At 57.5% G+C, this 23712-nt stretch carries 26 protein-coding genes and 2 pseudogenes; 10 read left to right on the forward strand and 18 right to left on the reverse strand.

The window, feature by feature from the left end; translation table 11 throughout:
• Positions 1–46: 46 nt before the first annotated feature.
• From RX331_RS23105 to RX331_RS23115, 3 genes are read right to left on the reverse strand one after another with little or no spacing between them, the layout of a single operon-like run.
• Positions 47–1507, reverse strand: a complete 1461-nt coding sequence (locus RX331_RS23105; RefSeq protein ID WP_317252206.1) for a tyrosinase family protein — start codon at positions 1505–1507, stop codon at positions 47–49.
• On the reverse strand, positions 1428–2627 hold the full coding sequence (locus tag RX331_RS23110) for a hypothetical protein (protein ID WP_317252207.1): 1200 nt from the start codon (positions 2625–2627) through the stop codon (positions 1428–1430). The genes RX331_RS23105 and RX331_RS23110 overlap by 80 nt, the downstream gene beginning before the upstream one ends.
• Positions 2628–2644: 17 nt before the next feature.
• The gene (locus RX331_RS23115; RefSeq protein WP_317252208.1) at positions 2645–4750 is read right to left on the reverse strand and encodes a hypothetical protein; all 2106 of its coding nucleotides are present in this window, start codon (positions 4748–4750) and stop codon (positions 2645–2647) included.
• A gap of 689 nt (positions 4751–5439) precedes the next feature.
• Here RX331_RS23115 and RX331_RS23120 point away from each other — a divergent pair.
• The 3 genes from RX331_RS23120 (at position 5440) to RX331_RS23130 (ending at position 8230) form a co-directional block, all read left to right on the forward strand.
• Entirely contained in the window at positions 5440–6084 is a 645-nt protein-coding gene (locus RX331_RS23120; protein ID WP_317252209.1) for a site-specific integrase, read from the forward strand.
• A 53-nt stretch (positions 6085–6137) separates the two neighbouring features.
• The gene (locus tag RX331_RS23125; RefSeq protein ID WP_317252210.1) at positions 6138–6266 is read left to right on the forward strand and encodes a hypothetical protein; all 129 of its coding nucleotides are present in this window, start codon (positions 6138–6140) and stop codon (positions 6264–6266) included.
• A gap of 125 nt (positions 6267–6391) precedes the next feature.
• Positions 6392–8230, forward strand: a complete 1839-nt coding sequence (locus RX331_RS23130) for a hypothetical protein (RefSeq protein WP_317252211.1) — start codon at positions 6392–6394, stop codon at positions 8228–8230.
• Positions 8231–8474: 244 nt separating this feature from the next.
• On the opposite strand, the gene RX331_RS23135 is transcribed toward RX331_RS23130, so the two are convergent.
• Positions 8475–8630, reverse strand: coding sequence for a hypothetical protein (locus tag RX331_RS23135; RefSeq protein ID WP_317252212.1), 156 nt, complete (start codon positions 8628–8630; stop codon positions 8475–8477).
• A gap of 264 nt (positions 8631–8894) precedes the next feature.
• On the opposite strand from RX331_RS23135, the gene RX331_RS23140 reads away from it, so the two are divergent.
• Complete coding sequence (locus RX331_RS23140) at positions 8895–9266, forward strand: hypothetical protein (protein WP_317252213.1); 372 nt, start codon at positions 8895–8897, stop codon at positions 9264–9266.
• 609 nt (positions 9267–9875) lie between these two features.
• Here the strand turns inward: RX331_RS23140 and RX331_RS23145 are convergent.
• The gene (locus RX331_RS23145) at positions 9876–10022 is read right to left on the reverse strand and encodes a hypothetical protein (RefSeq protein WP_317252214.1); all 147 of its coding nucleotides are present in this window, start codon (positions 10020–10022) and stop codon (positions 9876–9878) included.
• A 386-nt stretch (positions 10023–10408) separates the two neighbouring features.
• A complete protein-coding gene (locus RX331_RS38875) occupies positions 10409–10810 on the reverse strand; it encodes an ISAs1 family transposase (RefSeq protein ID WP_410708305.1) in 402 nt (133 codons plus the stop codon).
• On the opposite strand from RX331_RS38875, the gene RX331_RS23155 reads away from it, so the two are divergent.
• A complete protein-coding gene (locus RX331_RS23155; RefSeq protein ID WP_317258375.1) occupies positions 10692–10973 on the forward strand; it encodes a hypothetical protein in 282 nt (93 codons plus the stop codon). The genes RX331_RS38875 and RX331_RS23155 overlap by 119 nt on opposite strands.
• 526 nt (positions 10974–11499) lie before the next feature.
• Positions 11500–12380: pseudogene (locus RX331_RS23160) on the forward strand (IS3 family transposase); the annotation flags it as partial.
• A gap of 40 nt (positions 12381–12420) precedes the next feature.
• On the opposite strand, the gene RX331_RS23165 reads toward RX331_RS23160, so the two are convergent.
• Positions 12421–13794, reverse strand: a complete 1374-nt coding sequence (locus RX331_RS23165) for an IS30 family transposase (protein ID WP_317252215.1) — start codon at positions 13792–13794, stop codon at positions 12421–12423.
• 46 nt (positions 13795–13840) lie between these two features.
• On the opposite strand from RX331_RS23165, the pseudogene RX331_RS23170 reads away from it, so the two are divergent.
• A pseudogene (locus RX331_RS23170) lies at positions 13841–14116 on the forward strand (IS3 family transposase); the annotation flags it as partial.
• A gap of 352 nt (positions 14117–14468) precedes the next feature.
• On the opposite strand, the gene RX331_RS23175 reads toward RX331_RS23170, so the two are convergent.
• Both RX331_RS23175 and RX331_RS23180 read right to left on the reverse strand, forming a co-directional pair.
• Positions 14469–14663: a transposase family protein gene (locus RX331_RS23175; protein WP_410707995.1), complete on the reverse strand. Its 195-nt coding sequence runs from the start codon at positions 14661–14663 to the stop codon at positions 14469–14471.
• 319 nt (positions 14664–14982) lie between these two features.
• Complete coding sequence (locus tag RX331_RS23180; protein WP_317252216.1) at positions 14983–15780, reverse strand: effector protein NopP; 798 nt, start codon at positions 15778–15780, stop codon at positions 14983–14985.
• Between the two features lie 266 nt (positions 15781–16046).
• On the opposite strand from RX331_RS23180, the gene RX331_RS38880 reads away from it, so the two are divergent.
• Positions 16047–16106, forward strand: coding sequence for a hypothetical protein (locus RX331_RS38880; RefSeq protein ID WP_410708306.1), 60 nt, complete (start codon positions 16047–16049; stop codon positions 16104–16106).
• Positions 16084–16584, forward strand: coding sequence for a nucleotidyl transferase AbiEii/AbiGii toxin family protein (locus RX331_RS23185; RefSeq protein WP_410707996.1), 501 nt, complete (start codon positions 16084–16086; stop codon positions 16582–16584). The genes RX331_RS38880 and RX331_RS23185 overlap by 23 nt, the downstream gene beginning before the upstream one ends.
• 245 nt (positions 16585–16829) lie before the next feature.
• Here RX331_RS23185 and RX331_RS23190 read toward each other — a convergent pair whose 3' ends face one another.
• The 3 genes from RX331_RS23190 to RX331_RS23200 form a co-directional block, all read right to left on the reverse strand.
• The gene (locus RX331_RS23190; RefSeq protein WP_317252218.1) at positions 16830–17276 is read right to left on the reverse strand and encodes a hypothetical protein; all 447 of its coding nucleotides are present in this window, start codon (positions 17274–17276) and stop codon (positions 16830–16832) included.
• Positions 17273–17515, reverse strand: a complete 243-nt coding sequence (locus tag RX331_RS23195; protein WP_317252219.1) for a hypothetical protein — start codon at positions 17513–17515, stop codon at positions 17273–17275. The genes RX331_RS23190 and RX331_RS23195 overlap by 4 nt, the downstream gene beginning before the upstream one ends.
• A 252-nt stretch (positions 17516–17767) precedes the next feature.
• The gene (locus RX331_RS23200) at positions 17768–18007 is read right to left on the reverse strand and encodes a helix-turn-helix transcriptional regulator (RefSeq protein ID WP_317252220.1); all 240 of its coding nucleotides are present in this window, start codon (positions 18005–18007) and stop codon (positions 17768–17770) included.
• Positions 18008–18096: 89 nt separating this feature from the next.
• Here RX331_RS23200 and RX331_RS23205 point away from each other — a divergent pair, with 89 nt between their 5' ends.
• Complete coding sequence (locus RX331_RS23205) at positions 18097–18492, forward strand: hypothetical protein (RefSeq protein ID WP_317252221.1); 396 nt, start codon at positions 18097–18099, stop codon at positions 18490–18492.
• Positions 18493–18507: 15 nt separating this feature from the next.
• Here the strand turns inward: RX331_RS23205 and RX331_RS23210 are convergent, their stop codons facing one another.
• From RX331_RS23210 to trbJ, 6 genes are read right to left on the reverse strand one after another with little or no spacing between them, the layout of a single operon-like run.
• Complete coding sequence (locus tag RX331_RS23210) at positions 18508–18741, reverse strand: DUF2274 domain-containing protein (protein WP_317252222.1); 234 nt, start codon at positions 18739–18741, stop codon at positions 18508–18510.
• A gap of 3 nt (positions 18742–18744) precedes the next feature.
• The gene (locus RX331_RS23215; RefSeq protein ID WP_317252223.1) at positions 18745–20037 is read right to left on the reverse strand and encodes a TrbI/VirB10 family protein; all 1293 of its coding nucleotides are present in this window, start codon (positions 20035–20037) and stop codon (positions 18745–18747) included.
• Positions 20034–21059: a P-type conjugative transfer protein TrbG gene (trbG, locus tag RX331_RS23220; protein WP_317252224.1), complete on the reverse strand. Its 1026-nt coding sequence runs from the start codon at positions 21057–21059 to the stop codon at positions 20034–20036. Before trbG ends, RX331_RS23215 begins: the two co-directional genes overlap by 4 nt.
• Entirely contained in the window at positions 21056–21760 is a 705-nt protein-coding gene (gene trbF, locus RX331_RS23225; RefSeq protein WP_317252225.1) for a conjugal transfer protein TrbF, read from the reverse strand. The genes trbG and trbF overlap by 4 nt, the downstream gene beginning before the upstream one ends.
• A 3-nt stretch (positions 21761–21763) precedes the next feature.
• Positions 21764–22927, reverse strand: coding sequence for a P-type conjugative transfer protein TrbL (trbL, locus tag RX331_RS23230; protein ID WP_317252226.1), 1164 nt, complete (start codon positions 22925–22927; stop codon positions 21764–21766).
• 13 nt (positions 22928–22940) lie between these two features.
• The gene (trbJ, locus tag RX331_RS23235; protein ID WP_317252227.1) at positions 22941–23696 is read right to left on the reverse strand and encodes a P-type conjugative transfer protein TrbJ; all 756 of its coding nucleotides are present in this window, start codon (positions 23694–23696) and stop codon (positions 22941–22943) included.
• Between the last annotated feature and the right edge of the window lie 16 nt (positions 23697–23712).

Here is a 23712-nt window from a genome sequence, read left to right on the forward strand (position 1 = left end):
AGGATGGAAACACAGATAAGGCCTTTGTCATCGCCTTTTAGGTGGGTCATCTAATAGGCCGTCCGAGATAATCTATGTCGTCGTAGCAATATCCTAGCGCCGCCGAATTATCGTAAGATCCAAGGTAGTCTACCATTCTTGCTGGTGTGAGCGAAGGGGCTTCGGACGGTGAGTTCATCCCAGGCATACCGTGTGTTGTAGCCGGCCAACCTGAGGCATCTGTCGGATTGAGATATCCCCATGGCCACATTGGATCATCTGCGTACGTTCCCTTCCTATATATTCCTGCGTCGGGACCAGTCCCAGGATATTTCCCCTGTGCTGAATACGCTGCCTCGTCGCTCGCCTGGAACCGAGAGTAGGTAGCCTGCCAGTGCGCCCAAACCCTATCGACGTTGGCATGCAGCAGGAAAAAAAGCGGGTCGGCAGGAGACGTCGCACCAGCTAGCCACCCGCCTAAATTCCTATGCACCCCGCTGTGAAAGCTACTCTCGATTTGACGATGAAATATCACAAATGCTTGGTGGAACGTTGCAGGCACAATTGGATCGAGCACGCCTTGGTTCGGCAGTACGGCAGGGTCCCGAATGAGCCGGCCCATGTTGGGATCGATCCAGTCGCCGAGGCCGGGTCCGCTAACAAAAGGTAATCCTGGAACCGTTGCCCCCATAAAATCATCCGAAAAAACGCGGGCTGCGGGCGCATCAAAGCGCCAATACGGTAGTGCCACCCGGGGATCGATGTTTTGCAATCGCCGTTCCAAATCGAGGATCAGCGCTCGATGCCAAGGCAAGAAGAGTGGCGATCGATGAATTTCTAGCTGATTTGCTGCCTCGTGAATGCGAACAAACGGCTCGTACTCAGATGTTTCAGCGTTGTTCGAAACGTTGTGCAGTTTCTTAAGAGCATCGAGGAAGATCTGGGCCTCAAAGCCGGTCAACGACTCCGCGTTTTTTCGAACCCGGACCATCACATCAACAGAGCCCAGCTCTTCTCCGGAATCATTCCGCGCGAGCACCCGAACATCCTTTGCGCCAATAGATGCCTTTGTGCCCATGATCCAGAACGATACCCATGCCCCATTCGAGGGTAGGGTCAAATTCAAAGTGGAAGAGGGCGAGTAAGAATCTTTGTTTGGTGGACCGAAGCCGTCTTGCTGAAACGCAACACGGCCACCGTGCTCAGACGAAACACTCGATACCGTCAACTTCTGTTCTGAGCTCGAATCCGTTAAAAGCCGAGCTCGCGAGCGGACTGGGGACCAACAGATAAAGCCACCGCGATCGGAAGCGGCCTCCCCGATTTGCATTTCGATCGAAGCCGCGCCCGATTTGTTAGAAGCGATCGATATCAGCGCGTATAAGATGATGAGGATAGGGTGGATCCTCATTGCGGTCCTTGCGGGTTGATAGGCAACATCCTCAATCTCATCGCGCCGGCGCCATGACTCGCACAACCGTGCCCGCTGCACCCCCCGCTGGAACGTTGAAAAATGCAAGGTTTGCATCGACAGCTTGCGGAGATCGGTCAGAAATGAAGGAAAAATTGTATGCCGAGCCCCATCGGATTGCGTTTGCGTTGGCGTCCGCGGATGACTTGCGCGTCGACCAGGTTATTTGCCCGGCCTGAATGTGATTTTCCCAACCATCGTTCGACCAAATTTCCCCATTCGAACGCGGCGCAGAGAAAACGACGCTGTTTTGATCGATCTGCGGCGCCGGGACGGTGAATGCCTGCACAGCGATGTTGCTATTCATGTTGTACACTACGAAGTCGTACCGAAATTTACCATTAGCAATGGCTTGGCCTTTTGATCCAACAAGGATGTAAGTTTTCACACCATCTTCGTTCAGCTCTACCTCCGAGAGCTGCGCCCCCTCCTCCTTCCAAGCAAACAAGGCGGGCTGCATCCTCACCTCAGGCTTTTCATTCTTGAGGACCCACGCTCCAGATCGCAGGACCGGTTTCACCTCCCTGAACGTGACGTTATTGCGCGAGTTTCCCGCTTTTGCATCATCCGCGGTGATGTACTGCGCCTCCATAAAGTACCTTGCGCCGGGCGTGCGCAAGTCTGCTTCTTCTACGAGTAGAATTCGTTCAGCTGGACTGCTCGCGGGATAGCCGGTCAAGTCTTGAGCTTTGGAGCCATCGAACTCGACTTTGGCTGAATTTGTAATCCTGCTACGTGGTCCAAGATTGCGTGGATCTGAATTGAGGTCCTCCGTGTACAAATCGGAGCATCCGGGCCTTAGCTGGCTTCCGCCGGCACCTGCCTGACAAGTCCGATGCATTTCCGGTATTGCAGCGCAATCGTTCTGGTTCGTCGCATAAAAGCCGTGCTTGACCCAAGATTTTGCCAACTGTTCTATCTTGCCGTTTGCCAGGCGGTAAAAGTTCAGTGTGATGGCTGGGTGATGGGTATCCGGAAGGCGCTGCCAGTTAAGCGCCACATCTCCAATGTTGCAGGAGTTAGTCGATGCTGTAAGACCGATTTTTGATCCGACTCTGCTGTCTTCCCGAGCGTCGTCGACGAACCCTACAATCACGTCGGGTCCCGCTGCAACCGCAGCAAAGTTTGTTGACAACAGCAAAAGGACCGCAAATGTATTTTCAAACGCTCTTTGCATGACGCATCTCCCCCTGACTACTTAACATCGATTTTTAATAGGTGGTCCGCGGCGCTAAAGCGATCGCCGCCCTGGTCGAAGCCAAATCGTTTGGCGACCACACGAACGAGATATCGCTTGTTTAGCGACGCCGGGAAATCCAACTTGTATCGCCGTGGTGTCAGTGTTGGAGAAGGATCGGTCCATCGCTTATGCCCTTCGAACGACATGTCCCGAAGCACGAATATGGTTCCGTCCGTAAAAACACCTCCGCCTAGGTCGTCGAAGCCCCTGGCCTTTGTTTGTTCGATACTTGGAAAGTCGCGACTGTCTGGTTCGCCGCCACCTGCTGGTATGATCGTCTCCTGGATTGCAATATTGAAACGCACATCATCGCGCTCCGGCACGCCGCCAAAGGAATTGAGATAGGTCCACTCTAGCCGGACCCGTTTTGGTGACGCTTCCGATGGCCCGTCGGGATTGTCTTCGATACCAACCGCGAAATTTTGTGGACCCGACAAATCTCCGATCCTAGTCGCCTGATCCATGGTCGATTCGGGAGCTGGAGCATCGGTATAGGTCTTGACCGAGCGGGGATCGGCATCGGCATTCTCGATGACCATCCGAAGCTTGTCCCAATCTGCATCAGAGATGAGCGCAGGTTGGGGCTCTCCAAGATCATTTCCTTGAGGTTCGGGATACATCCAAGGATGAATTTTTCCTGCGCCAGTTCGCAGCGCCCAGTCTGTTCTGAAACCGTTCTCTACCCCCGCATCGCCCGAAATCGTCCCAAGCCGTCCGACGGCATCAGAGGCAAATCGCCCGGTGCCGCCGTTAGTTAGTCCGTGGCAGGAGGTGCAATTCCGTGCGGGATCAACGATTGTACGGTTACCATCGAGTTGCCCCTTGTGAGCTGCCGTATAGGCTGTCCCGACTACTCGGTAGGGAGTCTTCGAATTGCGAGTGCGCTCCGGGAGAAGATCGCCGAGGCTGAACGCAGCACTCATACCTGCGTCGCGGTAACCCACCCGCGCTTGCTTGATATAAGGGGTGATAATCCTGGGCTCTTTGTTGTCGTGGCAGGCAGCGCAGTCGATTCTGAAAGTCGCGTCGTAAGTCTTGGCCGCCAGCGACCGGCCGACTGTGTCGTTGTAACCGCGACCCCCTGGCGCAACTGTGGGCGCACTCCAATCGAATCGCATTCCTTCATAGCTGCCGTCGAAAAACGCCAATTCACCAGTCGACTGGTTGAAGCCGATGTAGCCTAGCAGCGCGTAGGAGTTATCGGTCTCGCTCCAATATTTCTCCGGCTTCAGAACTTCGGGGCCGCGGGTCTTCCTCGCAAGTGCAATCCACTCAACATTTCCTTTTTCTATCCTGGAAACTCTCGAGGCGGTGCCGCATGGAGTTACTCCGCCCGCCAAGGATGGTTTATCGCACTTATCAATTGTTGCGGTCCACTTCATGAAAGCACCGTTCTTATCGCGATGCTCATACTCAAGCGGTGAACCCGGTTTAGAGGCGTTTGGTTTTAGTTCTGCTCGATTGCCTTCCACTTCAACGTACGTCGCTCGTGTCTCAATAACGGATCCGTCGGAGCGGGTGAAGCGGCCAAGCGTGGTGACATCGAACGCCGGGATCGGCCCGAAGACCGCTCTGACTTCATCCGCATAACGAAGATTGATGTCCGTCTCTTTCGAAGCAGGAGCCCAGAAGATGTCGCCATTCCACTGGATCACTTTGGACGAGAAGTAACTTGCCCTACCGGAAAAATTCGGAGCGGCGGCGAGAGGACGCCGCGATGTTCCGACCGCCAAGCGAAACTGGTCATTTAGTTGTTTAAGCTTTTGACGTTGCTCAAGGAAGTTTGCAAGCTGGTTGACGTATTCTGACGTCCGAGGATCCCCGTCGGGTAATTTCGACAGCGGTCGCCCAAACGGGCTTCGGGGGGCCCTTAGGAGTTCTGCCTCATCAATTGAAATCTGCTGATTGCTTTTCTCAAGCGCCCCGGCATCGAGATGCTGGATCAAATCTGGCGCAGCTTGACGAACGAAATCGCCGAACGACTGCGGCCTCATCAACTTTACATCCTGCGCCTTGGCGCCGGAACTCGCAATGGCAAAGACAAAAAAGATGCGAAGCAAAGAGCACATAATCTCCCCCAGAGCCGCAATTTCCCCAGAGCATCGGTGTATGATTGCACGAATGCAACCGTAGACGCAATGAGTAGATGCTCTCATGGAGGGCCGAGGGACTATGCCGGCAAGCCGCCTTGCGCAGGAGCGAAAGGAGGGGGCGAATGCCCGACCCGGCAGCCACATCACCTCGACATTGCGACCCGGCCCGTTCCGCCGCCGGCTCGACTGCACCCGGTTCAGATAGCCGTAAATTCAAAGCTTGAATTTACCGAGGGATGGTGCGACGGCCGACGGGTGGCCGCCGGCGCTGCACTCTCAAAGCCCATCCCGCCGCACCGAGGCGCAGCGACGAATACGTCGATCACGCGAACTGGGTTGCTCTCGTCAATGAAGTCATCGAGGCATTCGGGCAACAGCGTCCAATGCCCACGATTCGCCTCTCCACGAAGCCATTTGCACTGCCGGAGCAACCACCAGATCATCGCAGATGTGACAGCTAACGATCGCTAGGCCTACCCTGTAGACGCAAGGGACTTAAAATCCTTATCCTTGACAAGCTAAGGATAAAAATGTCCGAGAAATCATCTACTTGGGCGAATTGACGGAGCCAAAACCCTTAGCACAATGTTAGCACAAATCGCGGTTTAGCACGCCTGGGCGTGTGTGGGCCGCGAAGGCAACGAACGCTAATCGTCATGGACGAAGTCGCGCAAAGGGCAATAAAGCAAAAGAGCCACGTCATTCTCGGTGGCAAGCCACCTGCCCGCACCACGCACCAGGAGACCGTCTGCCTCCGTCAGATCCTTAAGACCGCAATTCGCCATCAATGGCTCGCGGCACTTCCGGATCTTTCAGAGCCTGACTGGAAGAACGGCAAGATTTCTCACCGGGCCTGGTTCTCTCGTGAAGAGTATCGCCAGCTCTACCAGGCGACCGGGCGGAGGGCCCGGAAGCCCAAGAACAACAAATACAAATGGTGGGGCGAGCAGCTCCACGATCTCATCCTTTTCATGAGCAACACCGGCCTGCGGCCGGATGAGGCTTTGCGCCTTGAGTATCGCGACGTGACTGTGGCCTTCGATGAAGGCACGCAGGAGACCATTCTTGAAATCGAGGTGCACGGAAAGCGCGGCTATGGCCCCTGCAAGAGCACGCAAAATGCCGTGCCGGCGTTTGAGCGGTTTAAGAAGCGCAACAATCCCCAGCCGACCGACAGGATCTTCCCCAAGTCGCACTATGCGATGTTCAATGAAATCCTCAAGGAGCTGGATTTGAGATTCGACCGGGACGCCCCCGCACCCTCTACAGCCTGCGGCATACCTACATCTGCTTCCGCCTGATGGAGGGTGCCGACATTTACATGCTGGCCAAAAACTAATGGACCAGCGTTGAAATGATTGAGAAGTACTATGCCGCCCATCTGAAGGACGTGCTGGACGCCAGTGCCATCAACGTCCACAAGAAGAGGCCGAAGCGGGAGGTGGCGGAAATCCGCAAGGGTGAGCTGGAGACGCTACGCTAACGCTGGTCGGCGTTTGACACGACCGGCTCGCAATTTTTAGTTGAAATGCCGCCGACCGCCCTTGCGCTTAGAAGATCTTTGGGAAAGCATATCCCTTTATTTTCCATTCTTTTAGGGGGCTTATCTTGGACAACTCGGCCAAGTCCCAGGCGAATACTACCTCTGCCCGCAAGAGGACTGCTGTCCTTGCCGTGCACGGAATTGGCAACCAGCGCGCACTTGAGACAGTACGCGGCGTCGCTGCTGCGGTGACGCTGGGGCAAACCGGATTTTGGCTGCATCCTGAGCGAAGCGGCATCGACGTTGATCTATCGGTGCTCACCGCGAAGGTGGACGATCGTCGAGACGTTGATTTTCACGAGCTCTATTGGGCTCACCTGATGAGCGAGACGCGAGCTATCGCGGTCATTCTATGGCTATTCGAACTGGTCTCCAAGGGTCCGCTGCTAAGGCGCGGGATGAACGCAGTCTGGTGGGGCTCGGCGACGTTCGTTTGTGCCGCGGTCGCGTCGGTGACGCTCATTTGCATACACATTATCCAGAGGTTCGCTCAGGCTGTCGATGAGCCAGCAGCCCTCATATTGGCTCCAATGCTCATCATCTGCGCGGCGGCCGCTTACGCCGGCCTGGCGTCACTTCTCCAGCGAGCCTGGATCATTGCGACGATCACTCTTCTAGCTGCTCTGCTATTTGGCGGCGCGCTCTATTACGGCCTTAACTCCGATGATCTCGGCCATTTGACCGCGCTTTTTCTCCCCGCGCTCGCGTCTCTTTTTGTCATATGGGTTATCATGGGCGGCTGGGGCGTACTGGTATTCACCATCACCTATCTCGTCACCAACATCGCGCTCATGGTCGTATTGAACGTGCGCTACCAGATTTACTGGGATCGCGACAACATTATTGCGGACATCATCAGCCATCGCTGGATCCCTTTTCTCACTCCGGAATGGCAACCGTTCTGGAAGGTTTGGCACGAGGGTTGGATCGTGTGGAGCCTGACGGAACACTGGAGTCTCATTATCGCCTGCTCCATCCTCATCGTTTATCTCGCTCTGAATGGGCTGTTTCTGCAATCGTACCTAGGAGATGCAGCCCGTTATTTTAGAAACTCTCCAGGAAACGTCGGCGTTCGGCGCGAGATACGGAAGCAAGCGGTCGCAACACTCGCCGCCCTGCACGAGAGCGGTCTCTATGATCGCATAGTGATTGTGGCTCACAGTTTGGGATCTGTAATCGCCTACGACATGATGCGCGCATACTTCAGCAGGGTGTGCGACGACTTCCCTGCGCCCGACCGCCTTGGTGCGATTGTGGAAAGAATTGACCGGTTTGAACTCGACGGTGCCACGAAGAACGATCCGGAAGCCCTAGCGCGTAAGCGAGAGGAGTTCAGAATCCTTTCTCGCGCGCTTACAGCAGAAATGGCTCAGTGCAGGTCCGATCCTAGCAAGCCCGGCATGAAGAGATGGCTTGTAACGGATTTCATAACGTTGGGAAGCCCCCTCACGCACGCTCAGTACCTTATGTGCTTAGGCAATTCCCTGGAGGAGCTGGCCAAGGACTTCTCTCGACGGGTTGACGAGCGTGAGTTTCCGACCTGTCCCCCCGAACTCAACCGCAGCTCACCCAATCGGCTGCTCTTCAATCCCGGAGACGGAGTCCGATTCCACCATGGAGGTCTCTTCGGTTTCACCCGCTGGACCAACCTGTACTTCCCAATGCACGAGCTGTTCTGGGGCGATCCCATCGGGGGGACGGTTTCCGATCTTTTCGGTCCGTTTGTCTTAGACACAAAGGTCAGCGTAAGGGAGCGGAAGCGCGCGAAGGACGTTCTGTTCAGCCACACATATTATTGGGACGGCACCTGGCCTGGTGGTTTCTCTGCGCCGCACATCAAAGCGTTGGAGGCGGCGGTTGACCTCAAGGAGGCTACCCGCACCAACAGACCCTATGGGATTTAGGAAAGGAAGGCACGACTGCTCAAACGATGTGCGGAAACAACTGTATTCTCTTTGCCTTAGGCGATTTGCGCCGTATAGATCAGCCGATGCGGGCGCGGCGGAACTGGTAGACGCATCGGACTTAAACCATTGAAGCCCTGGAGAAACCCAGGAGCAGAACTGCTCAAAGTCGGGGACACCTTCACTGGCAATCCCGAGCCAAGCCCCCGCCAGGGGGAAGGTGTAGAGACTAGACGGGCAGCACCTACAGGGGATTTTTCGCCAGGGTGAAGGGATAGTCCAGACCACGAACGCCGGATGGGCGGCGGCGAAAGCCGAAGTGGTACAAAAATCCGTGGGGCCGCAAGGCCTGTGCCGGTTCGAGTCCGGCCACCAGCACCAGTTGTATGGCAAACTTCAATTGAGGAATCGGTCAAGGAGGTCTGCAGCTGAAGGTGAGGAAATGATTGCCAACAACTCACCTGTTCCAAACATAGCCAAGCGAGCGCTTATCTAATATCTACGCCTCGATGATTTGAAGATTGGCGCTCACCTTCCTATTCCTGTGGGTGAAACCACACTTAGCCGTATACGCGATTATGGATAAGCCGAGGTGAAAAGCATAATATAGCAACCAGAATCGCGCGAGCCTCAAGGATGCGGTCGCCGATTATAGAGGCGAGAAGTGATCAAGGATCGTCTGCCGGAAGAACGTGTGATATGGCGGAAACGCTTCCACGCCCAGTATTTTGATTTTCGTGGCAAGAGCCTTTTTACGCGCTTTGACAGCTGCGAGTTCGTGAAATGCACATTGCTTATCGAGCTAGACACAGAGCAGTTAGCATTTACCGGATGCGTGTTTAAGGACTGCAACGTCGATCGGCTGGAACAGGACGAAGAGCACGGGCTGTACGCGAGAGGTAATTTGTTCGATCGCCCGATAGAGGAACGCCGCGCTGCCTTGGAGAAGAGGTTAGCGAGAGCTCTGGCGGAACGGGCGAAGTGGCAGCGAACGGCGGAGGACGGTAGCGCGTCGAAACTGAAAGGCGACAAATAGGCTGTGCTCTCAGCGATTCAACATCCGCATTGGTTGATGGTAGGTGACGGATGGTGCTCGGATTTTGTCGGCTTGTTGTTCCGGCGAACTAGCGATGTTGCTGAGGCGGATCGTGAGCCGATGGAAATGAAGGCAAACAGAAACTGAACTCGGCCGGCTTGTCGAGATGAGTCTGAAGGTAAAGAAGTGAGTCATGACGACAACTTTGAGCAGGCGGATGCCGCAGCCGAGGCGGCGCTCAAGTATGCCCGCAGCCTGCCTCCGGGCAGGGCTCGCTCGCAAGCTTTCAAAGAAGCTGGCAAACTGCGGTGGGCTGCCGACCAGTTACAGGCTCCAAAATTCGCTCCCCGCGGTCGACGTCCTAAATAAACAGGCCGCAAGTGAACGTTGCCGCGATAATGTTTCCGCTCCATCCTGAAGCGTGATTCCTCCTGCAGATGAAGAGCCTGAATGGTCAACGGTTGAAGAGTGTCGATGCACATCGTGAGGAAGGTTCTTACTTACCCGCTACGGTTATGTTCAGAACTTTTACGACCGTGTTGCAGCCGAGGAATTGGAGCCGTTCGAGATGTACTTTGGGGATAGCCGGTGGAGCAGCCGAGCCGCCAGCTAACGAAGTTGCCATTGGCGCGGCTTTTTCAGCGCATACGCCCGCTTCACCTGCTCGACGAAGGCCTGCAGGATCTTTGGGTCGGCACCCGCGATGAAAGCTGATCGAGCGTTTCCGGTCAGCTGCAGATCGATGACAGCACGCACATTACCGCGAACGTCCGGTCAGGAGTTCGCGTATTCCGGAAAGCGCAATGCGCAGCCAGTCGCCCAATTTAGCACCCATCGAGGGCCACCTGGAGCCTGAGGACGATTAGGAAGGCACCGAGCATCCGGTCCGCCGCGCGCCTAATGCACTGGCAGACTGCCCCGCATCGGGCCGGAGGAGAGCGAAAGACGTGGCGATGGAGGTGCGTTTGACGGCAATGATGGGTTTGGAGCGGCAGTTGGCCGATAGTGTGCCGGCGACCCAGCCGTCTAGCCCAGTTACAATTTATCCGCTACGAGCGGAAACCTCGTCATAGCGCGACTCATCTTTAGCAACCTTGAGTAGTGACACTTAGCCGATTCACTGGCCTGTTTGGCCGCGAATTCTATCGGCTTCTTCGTGAAAGGATTAACTCCGCTGCGGTCTTAGTAGCAGGTATGTTCACGACTGACATTTTGACGAAGCCGGGGATGACGAACTCCCCCCAGAGTCGTTCAACTCCTTTTAGCCTACAGTCGCCATCTGATGCGGGGAGGTCCTGGTGTTGCCCTGCTGATGTTGATGGCGAGCTTGCGGCGAGGGCGAGGTTTTCCGGCGTGTGATCCTTGCGGCTGCGGCAGGCATCTTCGTCGAACACCGTATCGAGGACCCAGTGCAGGTTATTCTCGATGCCCCAGTGGGTGCGCACGACCGCGAGCAGCTTCTTGGCCGACAGCCGGCGCGAGGCCAGGAAGTATCGGACCTTGTGCTTGGCGGGCGTGCCGGCGTTGGCGGGCCAGCCGTCGATGCTGGCCGACGGCGGCGATAGCGGGGAAGCCGTATTGCTGTGCCAATTGCGGCGCCGGTATGGCCTGCCGGCGCTCGACGCGGCCGTGAGCGATGGTGTTTCCCTGCCTCGCCCGCAGCGGCTTTCGGGCGGCATCGAGCAGCGCCTTGACGGCCTTGAATAGCCGGCCGCGATTGCTCTCGATGGCCAACACATAGTGGCCCTTCCGGTCGCGGATGGCCTACGCCGTTTCGGGCCGGCAATGCAAGGCGTCGGTGGTGACAAGAGCACCGTCCAGATCGAGCAGCGCAAGCACTTCGAGCGCGCCGGCGACCTCGTTGCGATTGGGGCCTTCCGCTGAGCCAACACCATGCGCGTGCCTGCCGCCCAGACATTGACCATATGCAACGGCGTGGTCTGCCGACCACGCGTGAAGGCTCCGCACAGGGCCTTGCCATCGATGCTGCCCACGCCTTCGCCGAAGCTCTTGCTGAACTTGCGCAAGACCGCTTCGAGACCCTTCGGGCCCGGCGCACGGAAGACGTTGCCGAACGTGCCGTGGCTGGGAGCCTTGTCAGTTCGTCGTAGCTCGGCGCTAGTACCAGTGGCATGTGGGACTCACATAAGCTTGAATTTAGGTTGCACGAATTGAGCTGCTGCCGGTTTGATGGACACCCGGATTGGGTGTTTCATGAGGCCGGAGGTGGGTCATGCAGAGACGAAGGTTCAGCCGAGAGTTCAAGGTCGAGGCGGTCAAGCTTGTCAGGGAACGCGGGGTATCGGTAGCGCAAGCCGGCCGGGACCTGGACGTTCATGAGAACGTGCTGCGCAAATGGGTGAAGGAGTTTGGCTCCGACTCTGTGCAGGCCTTCCCCGGCCATGGACAGATGAAGCCTGAGCAATTGGAGATCGAGCGGCTGCGGCGCGAGGTCACCAAGCTGAAGGCCGAGCGGGATATCCTAAAAAAGGCCGCTGCCTACTTCGCGAAGGAAGCGACATGAAGTTCGTCTTCATCGCGAAGCACCGGACCATCTGGCCGGTGGCATGGCTATGCGAAGCAATGGGCGTATCCCGGTCGGGCTTCCATGCCTGGCTGAACCGGTCGCCCAGCGCCAGATCCCGAAGCGACGAGACGGTCGGCCTCAAGGTCAAGGCAAGCTTCCTTGCCAGCGACCGGACCTACGGCGCACGGCGCGTCTGGAGAGACCTTTTGGCAGACGGCGTCGAATGCGGTCTGCACCGGATCGAGCGGCTGATGCGCCTGCAGGCCTTGCGGGCGAGGCCAAGACGCCGGCGCCTGCCGAAGGACGAAGGCGATCGCCAGATCGCGCACGTGCCGGCGAACCTCCTGGACCGTCAGTTTGTGGCCGAACGGCCGAACCAGAAGTGGATCGCCGACTTCACCTACATCTGGACCGCCGAGGGCTGGCTCTACGTGTCGGCCGTGATCGACCTGTTCTCGCGACGGGTGGTCGGCTGGTCGATGAGTGCCAGCATGACGGCCCAGTTGGTTGCGAACGCTCTTCTGATGGCCGTCTGGCGGCGTGGCAAGCCGGATGCCCTGATGCATCACTCCGATCGTGGCAGCCAGGGCGGATTCAAACGGTCGTCGCAACACCAGTTGTTTCCACTCATGACAGCAACTCGTCAAGCGCCTCCGCCGGCGTTTTCCAGCCCAGTGCCTTTCTCGGTCGGGCATTGAGGGCCGCTGCCACGGCGTATATCTCGTCGGCGCTGTGGATGGTCAGGTCTGTGCCTTTCGGGAAGTACTGCCGCAGCAACCCGTTGGTGTTCTCGTTAGTGCCGCGCTGCCAAGGGCTTTGCGGGTCGCAGAAGTAGACCTGGATACCCGCATCGATCTTGAGACGATCGTGCTGAGCCATTTCGGCTCCCTGATCCCAGGTCAGCGAACGACGCAATTCTTCGGGCAAGGTGATGATGGTGCGCGTGATCGCGTCGCGCACGGCTTCGGCCCCGTGTCCCGCGAGCGCAGGCCCGTTCTTCGCGCGCGGAGCTTCGCCATGCCCCGCCAACCGGGGAAGGTGCAACAGCATCGTGAAGCGCGTCGTGCGCTCGACCAGCGTGCCGATTGCGGAACTGCCAAGACCGAGGATAAGGTCTCCCTCCCAATGTCCCGGCACCGCTCGATCGGCCGCTTCAGCAGGGCGCTCACTAATCATGATCTCCGGCGAGACAAAGCCCTTGCCTCGCCTGCGTACGCGCGCCCTGGGCATCCGTAACACACGCCCTGTTCGCAAGTAGGCGGTCAGTTCGCGGCGCAACGCCCCACGGCCTTGGACGAAGAGTGCTTGATAGATGGCTTCGTGGCTGATGCGCATCGTCTTGTCGTCCGGGAAGTCGATCGGCAAGCGTCGGGCAATCTGCTCAGGGCTCCAGGCCTTGGCCCATCGCCGATCCTTGCGCGGGCCATGCCGGCGGCCCTTCCACGGAACGGCGGGACCAGGAACGGGAGCGCCGCTCGGGGCCACGACGACACCGGCAAGTCGCTCTTCCACATAAGTGCGCAAGGTGACGTTGAGCGCAAGCTTGGTCGGTTTGGGGCGACGGGCCGATCGATCTGCATGCCACTGGGCAGTCGTCGCCCGATACTCCAACCCGCCGCTGCGGGTGGCCGCATTGCGCCGCAGTTCGCGGGAGATTGTCGAGGCAGCCCGCCCGAGGCAGCGCCCAATCTCCTGTATGGAATGGCCCTGCACCTTGAGAAGTGCGATCTCCTCGCGCTCTACCAATGACAGGTACCGGCCAGAGAGCGGCTCTGCCGAAAATCTGAACATCGCTGGTGGCATGCCGCCCGCCTTTCGGAACAATCTGGTTCCGACAGGTTGTGACATTCCAGCTTCGAGCGCAGCATCCTCGCTGCTTAGCCCCGTGGCGATCGCTCGCCAGAATCTATTTTGTTCATCGCGCCCTGCAACAGGCGGCCGTCCTGGCGATGGCAATGGCGCTCGTCCTGACCGTGCTGATCGCCGCTTTCGAATGTTCATCGCAACCTCCAACTTCAGAGTGTTGCGACGACCGTTTGAATCCGCCCAATATGCCAGCGAACAGTTCCAGCGCCTGATGGCTGACAGCGGCATCGTCTGCAGCATGAGTCGATCCGGCAACGTCTGGGACAACGCAGCGATGGAGAGCTTCTTCTCGTCGCTGAAGACCGAACGCATCGAGCGCAAAACTTATCGCACCAGGAACGAGGCCAGAGCAGATGTGTTCGACTACATCGAGCGGTTCTACAATGCGACCCGGCGTCATTCGACGATCGGATACCTCAGCCCTGTTGAGTTCAAGCGCAAGGTGGGATTAGCTTAACCGGGTGTCCATCAAACCGGCAGCAGCTCAAATTCGTCCCCAGAACCGCTGGGGGGCAGACTCTCTGATTTGAACTTGGCTACTAGAGAACTTTAGTTAAAGAACGCACCAACGTTTCTCTGGCGTTCCAGAGATCGTTCATATCCCAATGTAAAGGAGCGTACTCAGGGACGTGTTGACGCAACGCCGAGCGAATATTCTTATCAATGAACCGCTAAAGTGCGGCGACGGTCTCTCGGACCATCGCCTCTTTGACTTGAGAATGTACTTGCGCCATGCCCATCGCATTCCCATTCCCACCTGTGATGCTTACTTTCTTACAAGGCTGTCAAGAAACTCTCTCAACTCCCTTTCAGCCGTGTCTGGGCGCCAGGAACCGTCGCAACAGCTCCTCTCGGCCTTGGCCAAAGAACTCGAACTCGGTGCAGGTCTTGGGGCCGGCCAGCGTCGCCGCCAAGGCGATGACGAGGATGTCCACCAGACCGTGCTTGGCGTTGCTGGCGCGCGGATCCTTGAGCGGTCGAAACATGCGCCTGAGATTGCGCATCTTGGTCTTCTTCGGGAATCGGAAGACACCCGAAGAATCCAATTCCCCCCGCTATGCAACACCCCTCTCATGCGATGCGATTCGCCTACCGTCCGGGGACGCAATCGAAAACCCGGGCTGGAAGCCAGGGTTTTCTGTTGCGCTATCCATAGGCACGCAGCTCTCGAAACCGCCGCGTGCGGTCGGTACAGTGCTCCTCGCGGATTCAGCCGAACTGGTTTCGGCTTCGTTCAGTCGAGGCTCGATCGTAAGCCACAGGAGTCGGTTGGTCTGCGCTCCTCGCTGCACCTCCTTCATGGATTGGAGCAGATCCCTCACGTCACATAAAGTCTCCATCCGAGTCGGCATCTGATGAAGATTCAGTATCACTGGCCACTTTGGAGAGATACATCGGAGAATTGGTTGCACGCTGCCATTCACCATCCCTGTATCTCCATTGCCTGGACTGGGTAGGGTCAAGTACCATATCGTTTTGATCCACTTCAACGAAGCCCATTTGTTCTGCACGAGCTCTCGCTTCGTCATTAGCAGGACGCCAGTTCACCAGCGGCCGTTCGCCGTCTTGCCGTAGTTGGTGCTCGAGCAGAATATCGCCGGCGTTCCCGACGAGCGGATGAGCAACCTGAAAATCCACGGTTGAGGTGACGTCTCGTCCGGGGAACTGTTCTCGCCACTGTTGGTTGTAGAAGTCACTCATAGGAAATCCGGCTTCCGTTCTTTGAAGACCGACGCTCGTATTTCCTAGTTGGTAGCTGTAATATCGGGCGGCGTCCGAATCTCTTCGGATACCGTAATTCCTAGCGACATCCGCCGTGCGCCTAGCTCTTTCAGATACAAAGTCTGAGTATTCCTGTGGATTATTGGCGATGTGATTGATTGCGTCGCCATGAAAGGTCCTCACCTCTCTCCTGAACGTTTCTCTGTCGATCTCGACAACAGGAGGTCTTGAGGTTAGATGATAATTCGGGTGCGAGGATGAGCCGTCAGCGGAATCCTGCAATCGCATTCTAGCGAACGCGTCCGCAAAGTCGTCGGCATTCCCTTGCTCCCAGCTGCCTGCGTGATGATAGTAATCATCGGATGGAATATCCGACCAATTGTTAATTCGACCGTACATGACGACCGCACTCCTATGGATATCGCATTGTGTTCAGGTCGTTAGACCTGACGCGCACGGTACTCAGCTTAGCTGTCCGTAAGCTGACCCGGGTAAATTAAACGGAAAAACGAAAAGCGCGAAGCCGTCGGCAGATTTGGTGGCTCGATCCGGCTTTGCGTAGGTATCGAAGATGTCGACGACATGGTCAACGATTTGGACAAGGCTCTTGGAGGATTGCTTTGCGCCCAAGGGACGGCACAGCCATCAATCTGTTCATCCGCAACATGCCCCGCCTCTCGGTCGATATCGACCTTACCTTACTTGCCGGTACGGTCGCGCGCTGAATCGCTCGCCGCGATCAGCAACGCGCTCAAACGGATTGGGAAAGGGATTCAGCAAGCCATCCGGGGCACCAAAATCATCGAGCAGCATTTCGAGAGTTGTCAAGCTTTTGGTTCGCGTCGATGGCGTGCAAATCAAGATCGACGTTATTATTGCGGGATTGCGTATCCGCCCGCTGTCAATTCGGTTTCGGAAGCAGTCGAAGATGCGTTCGGCTATGCTGCGACTCAAGTCACCTCGTTTCAGGACCTCTATGCTGGTAAGATCGTGGCTGCGCTCGATCATCAGCATCCGCGCGATTTCCTTGACGTGCGCGATCTGCTTGCCATGAGGGCATGCGACGATGCCTTTCGTCGCGCCTTCATCGTTTACATGCTCGGCCACCATCGACCAATGTCCGAAGCTTTGGCGCCAAAACGCAAAGACATTTCGCTAGGTGCGTGGATTTGTCGGGACGGCCGAAAACGACGTGCCTCTTGAGGAGTTGCTAGCGACACGCGACACAGCTATCGAAATATCCTCGGACAAATGACTCAGGATCACCGCAAGTTTCTCGTTTCCGTCGAAGAAGGCACGCCCGAATGGAATTTGCTAGGCGTAGACGGCGCAGCCAGCTTGCCAGCAGCCAAATGGTTGGCAACAGAATTTCGACAAGCTGCCAACAGAAAGAGGGCTGCGTTGTAGCGCAACTCCAAAACGTATTAGCTGAATAATTGCGGCAACGTTTATTTCTTTTTGAGCGTTTGCTTTTCGTGCCCACGCTTTTCATGCGTATTGGGAGCAAGGCCAGAATGACGGTCCGACTTCTGTGGAGCACTCGCGGCCGCACTTGTGTGCGACGCAGGTCCCGCTGCTTCCCTGGCGGGGCCTGTACTTGTGCCCGCAGCCGCCTCGAATTGATTGAAAAACCTACCCAATCCTTCCGCGCGACGGCGGTTTGGCACCTCGTTCAATAGCCCGACAAGTCGCAAACCTTCCAGAATTCCGTTCAGGCGCTGCTCACGGATCATCGCCGCAACCATCGAAACGGCATCCTGCTGTTGGATCGTGAAGTGTACGTCGGGCAATTGCTCGGACATCGCTTCGAAAACTGTCTGTGACTTTGTGAGGTGATCCCGGAGCGCATGCATCGCGTCCTGCGCAAGGTAAGTCGCGACATCGCCATCGATCATCTTGCCGAAGTTGAAGTCATGGTTCGTACTATTGATCGTCGAATCAGCTCGCTTTGCTGCTTTGCTTCCATGAAAAGCAAGAACACCGCATCCGGCAGATTTTCGCGCGGCTCTTTTTTCAACTCAGCGATCCGGGCGTAAATAGCCTTGCCAGCACGCTCATTCTGCTGGAATCGCGCCTCATCCTCCGCGGTTTCATGCTCGCGCAGAATCTTCTCTCGCCGCCTTTTTCCAAACATTCCTTCCGTCCTCCGGGACGCGATATAGGCCGGTTGTCGCGCCATAGGAAGATCAAAATCACCTTAGCGAATGCGAAGGGTTCCGCTGGATGCCGGACCGTGCCACGGCTAGCAAGGATTCCCGGTAAAAATTACCATAGACGTTCGTGAGCACGTTAGAGATCTGGCCACCCTCGCGCGCATGCCGACTCTCTCACTAAAGCCTTGATTTATTTGGAGCGCGCACCAGGGCTCAAACGTGGGACCCGCTGATTAAGGGTCAGCGGTCCCGCCAGCCAGCCGCCGGCGGCGACGAAACAGTTCCTCAGCGTCGACATTCAAAGCATTGGCTATCCGCTCAAGCACTAAAAGAGAAGGATTTCGTTTGCCGGTTTCGACGCCGCTTAGATAGGTCTGATGGACCTTGCACATGTGAGCCAGCTCCTCTTGGCTGAGTTTCTTTGCTCGGCGCAATTCCTGAACATTTAGGCCGACTCGGTCCCGCAAGCGCATGCAGGGAAAGCAGAAGAAACTGCGTCGTCAGCCCATAGACTATGAGTCATAAAATGGATAGATTCGCCTGACTGCAAATAGAGAGACTTATGTCACCGGATCCGGTAAAGGCGCGCCTTGGTCCCTTTGTCGAAAGTGGCCAAAGCATTACGAATGTAGGTTATCGAGACGTGTTGACGGGGCAAGTCGTGTCCTCAGTCGAGATTCCGTCCGAATTGGTCGAACGTGCCGTTCTCGATCGCGTTTCGGTAGAAATCGCGCTTTCTACGGACGGACAGATCGCATCATCCGCGACTGGCGGTGGGGCGGCCTCTTCGAAGAAAATGATCCACGTCGACGAGCTGGTGGAAACATTCTTGACCAGCAACAATCTTCATTTGGAGGAGGCGACGGCGCTCGATTTGCGAAGACTTCTTGAGAGACTCGAAAAATCGGTCCGAGCAGTGAAGCGATCGATCGCGGAGCTCGAGGAGGTGTCCAATTGAGCTGCCGGCGCACTTTCAAGAGGAGGAAGCTTTGGACCCGCGCCGACCTAACCTACTGTTCCTCCTGAAATCCGGATCAGCTTCGAGAAACGCCTCCAGCATAAACGGTATCAGCTCCGGGACCTCCTCCCGGCTACCGTAGGTCTCCGCATAGAAATCGGCATACTCGCTCAGCCGTTTCGCGAGGCTCGGCACCAGCACAACATTCATCTTTACTGGGGTCCGATCAGGTAGCTTCGCAAGCTTCATTACTCACCTACCCTTCTCCACAGTCTGAAGATTCTGATACGGCTTCAGCACCAGGTCCTTCGAAACAATCACCCGTAGCGGCCAACCCGGCCGGACCGTGATCGTCGGCTGCACGTCGAGCTCACGCTCGATCAGCCGCTGGCCAGCACGATTGGTAGTTTGCTGCGTGCTTTCCCGCAGCGCCTTCACCAAATCGCTCTCGTCGTTTCCGAGCGAAAGCTGGGTGCCCACCCCGATCAGGGTCGCCAGTGCGACGCCCTTGAGCAACTGCCAAGTGTGGAAGTCCACCTCGTCCTCGAGGCCCGCGTAGCCGGCGACATCTGTAGCCGGAAGGTTCTCAATCACGATCGAGTTGCCGTTCGGCAGGATGAGCCGGCTCCAGATGACCAGCGCCCGCTTCTGGCCAAAGGCGACTACGCTATCGTACTTGCCTACGATCCTTGTCCCCTGCGGGATCAGCAGATGCTCGCCAGTAACGGTGTCATAGACGTTCTCGGTAACTTGGCCGAGGGTCGCACCAGGCAGGTCGGAGTTTAGTCCCGTGACCAGGCTGGCCGGGATGATTGATCCAGCCATCACGGCATAGGTCGAGGGTGCCGGCAGCAGCGCATAGGAATTGGTAGTCTCGGTGTCGGCCTTCGCTCCCACAAAGGCGAGTTTACGTGCCTGAGATGATGGAATGATCTCACTTGACCGATCGATCAAGCTTTGCGCCGCTTTCGCGAGCTCGGCCGCAGAAGGCGTTGTCTGCTCAGAACCAGGCGGCCGGAACACAGATTGAGCTGCGGCCGGAACCTCGATCGTGTTGGCTTGCTTGCGTCTCTCCTGTTTCTCCGACAATCGGAAAAACAATCCGGATTCTTTGGCTTGTTGCCCGATCCGCACCTGCCGGATGCGCTCGGCTCTTTCGGCATCCTCCTCTGGATTGGTTTGAAAGCCCGAATATGATGATGACGCTGTCCCGGACCTCTTCTCATTTTCAGCGAAGGCTCGACCGATATCTCCCGGTGACGGCGGCCCAAGCCTCGGAATTGAGGGAGGTAGGTCCTCATACGACTTCGGCAGCTTGTTCAAGCCCTCTGCCGTTTGCTTCCGGTCGGTACTGTAGAGCTCCGAGCGCTCAGTCTGTTTGAACGGACGCGGCGGAGGAAGCGCAACGATCGTCGCGCCGGCCATGAACAGTGCGGCAACCGCACAGCCGATCATGAGTGCGCGCCTGTTGAGGCGCCGAATGGGCCTCGGCCGTGCCCGCAACTCCAGCGGCTCCGGCGAATCCTGATCAGGTCCATTCATCATGAGCCGCTCCCGGTGCTGAAGACCTGCGACACCGGCCGGGCGTCGATCCGGATGATACGAACGGTCCGCTGCGGATTTTCACCGAGCCGCAGTTCGGCAGCGCCAAACATCCGGTCGACGATGTAGTAGGAGCCACGAACTCGGTAATTGACGAGGTTCGGACGACCATCTGCTCCTGCGACAAATAAGGGTGGTGCCTCGCCTTGCGATAGCCCGGAGGGCATCTGGATATAAACTTTCCGACCATCGTCGAATGCGCGGAGTGGCCGCCACGGCGGGTCATCGCCTTCGATGCGGTAGCGGAAGTTGAGGCTGTCCAGCCGGACGCCTCGATCGGCCACTCGCTCTTCGCTAGCCTCAGCGGAGGCGTTTTGCTTATGAAGCGCAACGAGCGTATCAGTCGGATAGGTCCAGGAAATCGAAGCCATATAGGTCTGCTTCGTGGAGACGAGCTCTAGGTGGTACGTGCGTCGGTTAGTCAGGATGACCAGGTTCGTTTGAATGTCCGCGAGCGTAGGCTTGATCAGGATATGCACCCTTCGGGCGTGCCCCTGGCCGCTTACGGTATCGCCAACGACCCAGCGAACGGTGTCGCCAGTGGAGACATCGATCAGCTCTTCGTCTGGCTGAAGTGCAATGGTCGAGACCTTTTCAGGGCTCGCATAGAGCCGGTAAAGCGCCCCTTCCGTCCAGGGGTAAACCTGGATGGCATTGATATAGCCGCCGCGTGTCGGCTCCATCCGCGCCGCCTTGTTGGCTTTTGCGACGGCCTGCTCGGGCGGCAGCTTCTCTTCCTTTGCGGCTTTGGCCGGATAAGGCTTCAGCTGGCCTGGCAACGGCAGAACCTTCGGCGTCTCGATGACCTGAACTGGCTTTGGCGGGTCTGCCTCGGGAAGCGCCTGCTCAAACGTCATCTCGTCGTATGGAGCCTCGAGATTCAACTTGGTGGCACAGCCGCAGAGCATGAGCGACAGCGCCAGGACGCTGGCCGACGCGTTCATGGTGGGGATAGCAGTATTCATTTGGCATCTCCGATCAGATCGCGCGACCAATTGAGGGAATGGACGTAAAGGCCGAGCGGGTTCTTCCGCAGCGTCTCCACGTCCGATGGCGGCTTGAGAACGGTGGTTACGAGACCGGTGAAGCGTTCGGTCTTGGCGATCGAGCCGTTCTCGTACGTATTTTCCTTCCAGCGGATTTCGAAGCTATCGCCGGATGCACGCACCACCGAGGTGACTTCCGGGGTTACTGTCTTGGTGCCAATTTTGGTGAAGGGATCGGCCTCTCGCGCGTAATCGTTCAAGGTCTGCGCACCGCGGTCAGTCACGAAGTCGTAGGCTCGCAGCCAATTCGACCTGACAATCACCGGGTCAATGGATAGCGAGCGGACGTTCTCAATGAACCGGGCCAGGAAATGCGCGATCTGCGCATCTGACGGCTGGTAGGCCTCGACCGTAGGCCCAACGGCGCGGACCTCCCCGAGCCGGTCGACCTCGACCACGTAAGGTACGACGCCAGAGCGGGCAATCTGGGTGAAAATCGTCAGACCAAGTACGCCGGAGAGGCCGATTGCTGCGAGCGCTGCCAATCGCCAGTTGCTCGCCTGGACCCTCGCCGCACCAAGCCTTTCATCCCAGACCTGGGCTGCCTTTTGGTATGGCGTGACCGGCTCGGGCGTGGCGCCATACCGAACGAAGGCGCGCTGAAAAGGTTGGGCTGCCATTTGTCAGTCCTCCCCCAGCTTCGGACCCGATGACTGCCCGCCCTTGTCCCCCTCTTTCAGGCTGTGCAGGGCGACCTGCGCCGCTTCCTTGGCGCGGCCGCCCGCTGACGACGTAGTGGCGCGGGCAGCATCTGACGCGGCCGTACCCCTTGCGCTGCCCCCGCCGCCGGCATTCGACAACTGCTCGGCCGCCAAGGCTCGGGCCGAAGCACCGCCGGCTGGGGATGTCCCTGTAAGCGATGCCGCAGAACGAACAGCGGCCATCGACCCGCCGGTCGCGGCGCGGAGGCCCCCCATGGCCACCGCCCCACCTCCGATCGCAACCGCCGCAGCACCCGCGACCGTTCCGGCGGCTGAGCCAGCTCCGAGCTGGGGCGCCCCCGACACCAAGCCTGCCGCAATGCCGGGTCCAAATATGCCAAGCCCAAACAGCGACAGAGCCGCGAGCAGCAGGCTCATGGCAGAGGCAATGTCGATCGGGCGCGTCAGCGTGCCCGCAAGCTGGCCAAAGATCGTCGACCCGATGCCGACGATGATCGCGAGCACCATCACCTTCACGCCCGAGGCAACCACGTTGCCGAGCGTCTTTTCTGCCAGAAACGCCGTTTTTCCCCAGAGCGCGAACGGAATGAGGATGAAACTTGCGAGTGTTGTCAGCTTGAACTCGATCAGCGTGACGAACAGCTGTACCGAAAGCACGAAGAAGGCGAGCACGATCAACATCCAGCAGAACAGCAGGATCAGGATCGTCGGCAGATTGGTCAGGACGTCGAAGCCGGAGAACTGGCTGGTCTCCTCGAGAAGAGGATGAGCAGCACTGAAACCGGCAGAGGCGACGAAGCCCGGTCGCATCAAATCGGCCGCGGTCAACGCTCCGCCAGATGCCTTCAGTCCAATGCTGGAAAAGGAGGCAAAGACGATGTCGGCAAGGCTCTTGAAGTTGCCGATAATGAATGCGAAGGCGCCAACATAGAGCACCTTCTTGGCAAGTGAGACCAGGATCTGGTCGTCAGCGCGGACGCTCCAGGCGAGCCCGGCAAGCGTGAGGTCTATGCCGACAAGGGTCGAGCTTAGAAACGAAACCTCACCCGAAAGAAGACCAAATCCCGAATCGATGTAGCGCGAGAAGGTCTCGGTGAATCGGTCGATGACGGAGAGATCTGCCATTAGACGCCCTCACCTACTTGCCACCGCGATACGCATGCCCATCGCCAATGAAGCGAATGAATCGCTCCTTGGCGCCCACAGCGGACGCCTGCTGGTCCGCGGCTCGCAATGTATCCGCGCGTGATTGTGCTGCCAGAAGCGCTTGTGTCTGCAGCGACTGCTTTACCTGCAGGGCCAGCAGCTCATTGCCGGACTGCTGCGCCTGCAATGATCCAATCGCGCGGGACGAATTCGCCATCAGCGTACGAAGCGTCTGGCCATCCTGGTTCAGCGTGCTGACGATAGCCGATTGGATGGTGAGCGCCTGTTTCAGCCCCTCGTAGCTGTTGTCCCAGCGAAGGTTTGCGTCCTGCACCATCTTGTCGGACGAGATAGCCGCTCCATATTGGCGCGGATAAAGTCGTTCGAAATCCTGCTGGGTCTTCTGAACATCGAATGAGATGCCTTTCGCCTGTGTGATCAGGCTGTTCATCTGACTGATTGTTGAGGTGAGCTGACCGACGGCGCTTGTCGGCAGGCTCGCAAGGTTCTTGGCCTGGTTGAGCAGCGACTGTGCCTGGTTTTCGAGACTTCGGATCTGGTTATTGATCTGTTCAAGTGCTCGCGCGGCAGTCAGCAGGTTCTGACTGTAGTTCGAGGGGTCGAACACGACGACTTGCGCGCCAAGGCGTCGGGATCCGTTCACCGCAAGGACGAGCGACAGAGCGATCGCTGCACACGCCCTTAGAGTTCTGCGCAAGAGGCAAGCGCTTACGTTGAATTCTAGCATTGACAGCTCCAGAGGT

The sequence above is a fragment of the Bradyrhizobium sp. BWA-3-5 genome (genome assembly GCF_032917985.1).
Lineage (GTDB): Bacteria > Pseudomonadota > Alphaproteobacteria > Rhizobiales > Xanthobacteraceae > Bradyrhizobium.

Bases quoted from the DNA above. Each gene is read 5' to 3' on its own strand.
- RX331_RS23205 (WP_317252221.1), top strand. From the start codon at position 18,097: ATGTCACCGGATCCGGTAAAGGCGCGCCTTGGTCCCTTTGTCGAAAGT.
- RX331_RS23120 (WP_317252209.1), top strand. From the start codon at position 5,440: ATGGACGAAGTCGCGCAAAGGGCAATAAAGCAAAAGAGCCACGTCATT.
- RX331_RS23155 (WP_317258375.1), top strand. From the start codon at position 10,692: ATGCCCCAGTGGGTGCGCACGACCGCGAGCAGCTTCTTGGCCGACAGC.
- trbG (WP_317252224.1), bottom strand. From the start codon at position 21,059: ATGAATACTGCTATCCCCACCATGAACGCGTCGGCCAGCGTCCTGGCG.
- RX331_RS23215 (WP_317252223.1), bottom strand. From the start codon at position 20,037: ATGATGAATGGACCTGATCAGGATTCGCCGGAGCCGCTGGAGTTGCGG.
- RX331_RS23190 (WP_317252218.1), bottom strand. From the start codon at position 17,276: ATGATCGATGGCGATGTCGCGACTTACCTTGCGCAGGACGCGATGCAT.
- RX331_RS23165 (WP_317252215.1), bottom strand. From the start codon at position 13,794: ATGAACATTCGAAAGCGGCGATCAGCACGGTCAGGACGAGCGCCATTG.
- RX331_RS23180 (WP_317252216.1), bottom strand. From the start codon at position 15,780: ATGTACGGTCGAATTAACAATTGGTCGGATATTCCATCCGATGATTAC.
- RX331_RS23125 (WP_317252210.1), top strand. From the start codon at position 6,138: ATGATTGAGAAGTACTATGCCGCCCATCTGAAGGACGTGCTGGACGCC.
- RX331_RS23175 (WP_410707995.1), bottom strand. From the start codon at position 14,663: ATGCGCAATCTCAGGCGCATGTTTCGACCGCTCAAGGATCCGCGCGCC.
- RX331_RS23210 (WP_317252222.1), bottom strand. From the start codon at position 18,741: ATGAAGCTTGCGAAGCTACCTGATCGGACCCCAGTAAAGATGAATGTT.
- trbJ (WP_317252227.1), bottom strand. From the start codon at position 23,696: ATGCTAGAATTCAACGTAAGCGCTTGCCTCTTGCGCAGAACTCTAAGG.
- RX331_RS23105 (WP_317252206.1), bottom strand. From the start codon at position 1,507: ATGCAAACCTTGCATTTTTCAACGTTCCAGCGGGGGGTGCAGCGGGCA.
- RX331_RS23200 (WP_317252220.1), bottom strand. From the start codon at position 18,007: ATGCGCTTGCGGGACCGAGTCGGCCTAAATGTTCAGGAATTGCGCCGA.
- RX331_RS23195 (WP_317252219.1), bottom strand. From the start codon at position 17,515: ATGTTTGGAAAAAGGCGGCGAGAGAAGATTCTGCGCGAGCATGAAACC.
- trbF (WP_317252225.1), bottom strand. From the start codon at position 21,760: ATGGCAGCCCAACCTTTTCAGCGCGCCTTCGTTCGGTATGGCGCCACG.
- trbL (WP_317252226.1), bottom strand. From the start codon at position 22,927: ATGGCAGATCTCTCCGTCATCGACCGATTCACCGAGACCTTCTCGCGC.
- RX331_RS23110 (WP_317252207.1), bottom strand. From the start codon at position 2,627: ATGCAAAGAGCGTTTGAAAATACATTTGCGGTCCTTTTGCTGTTGTCA.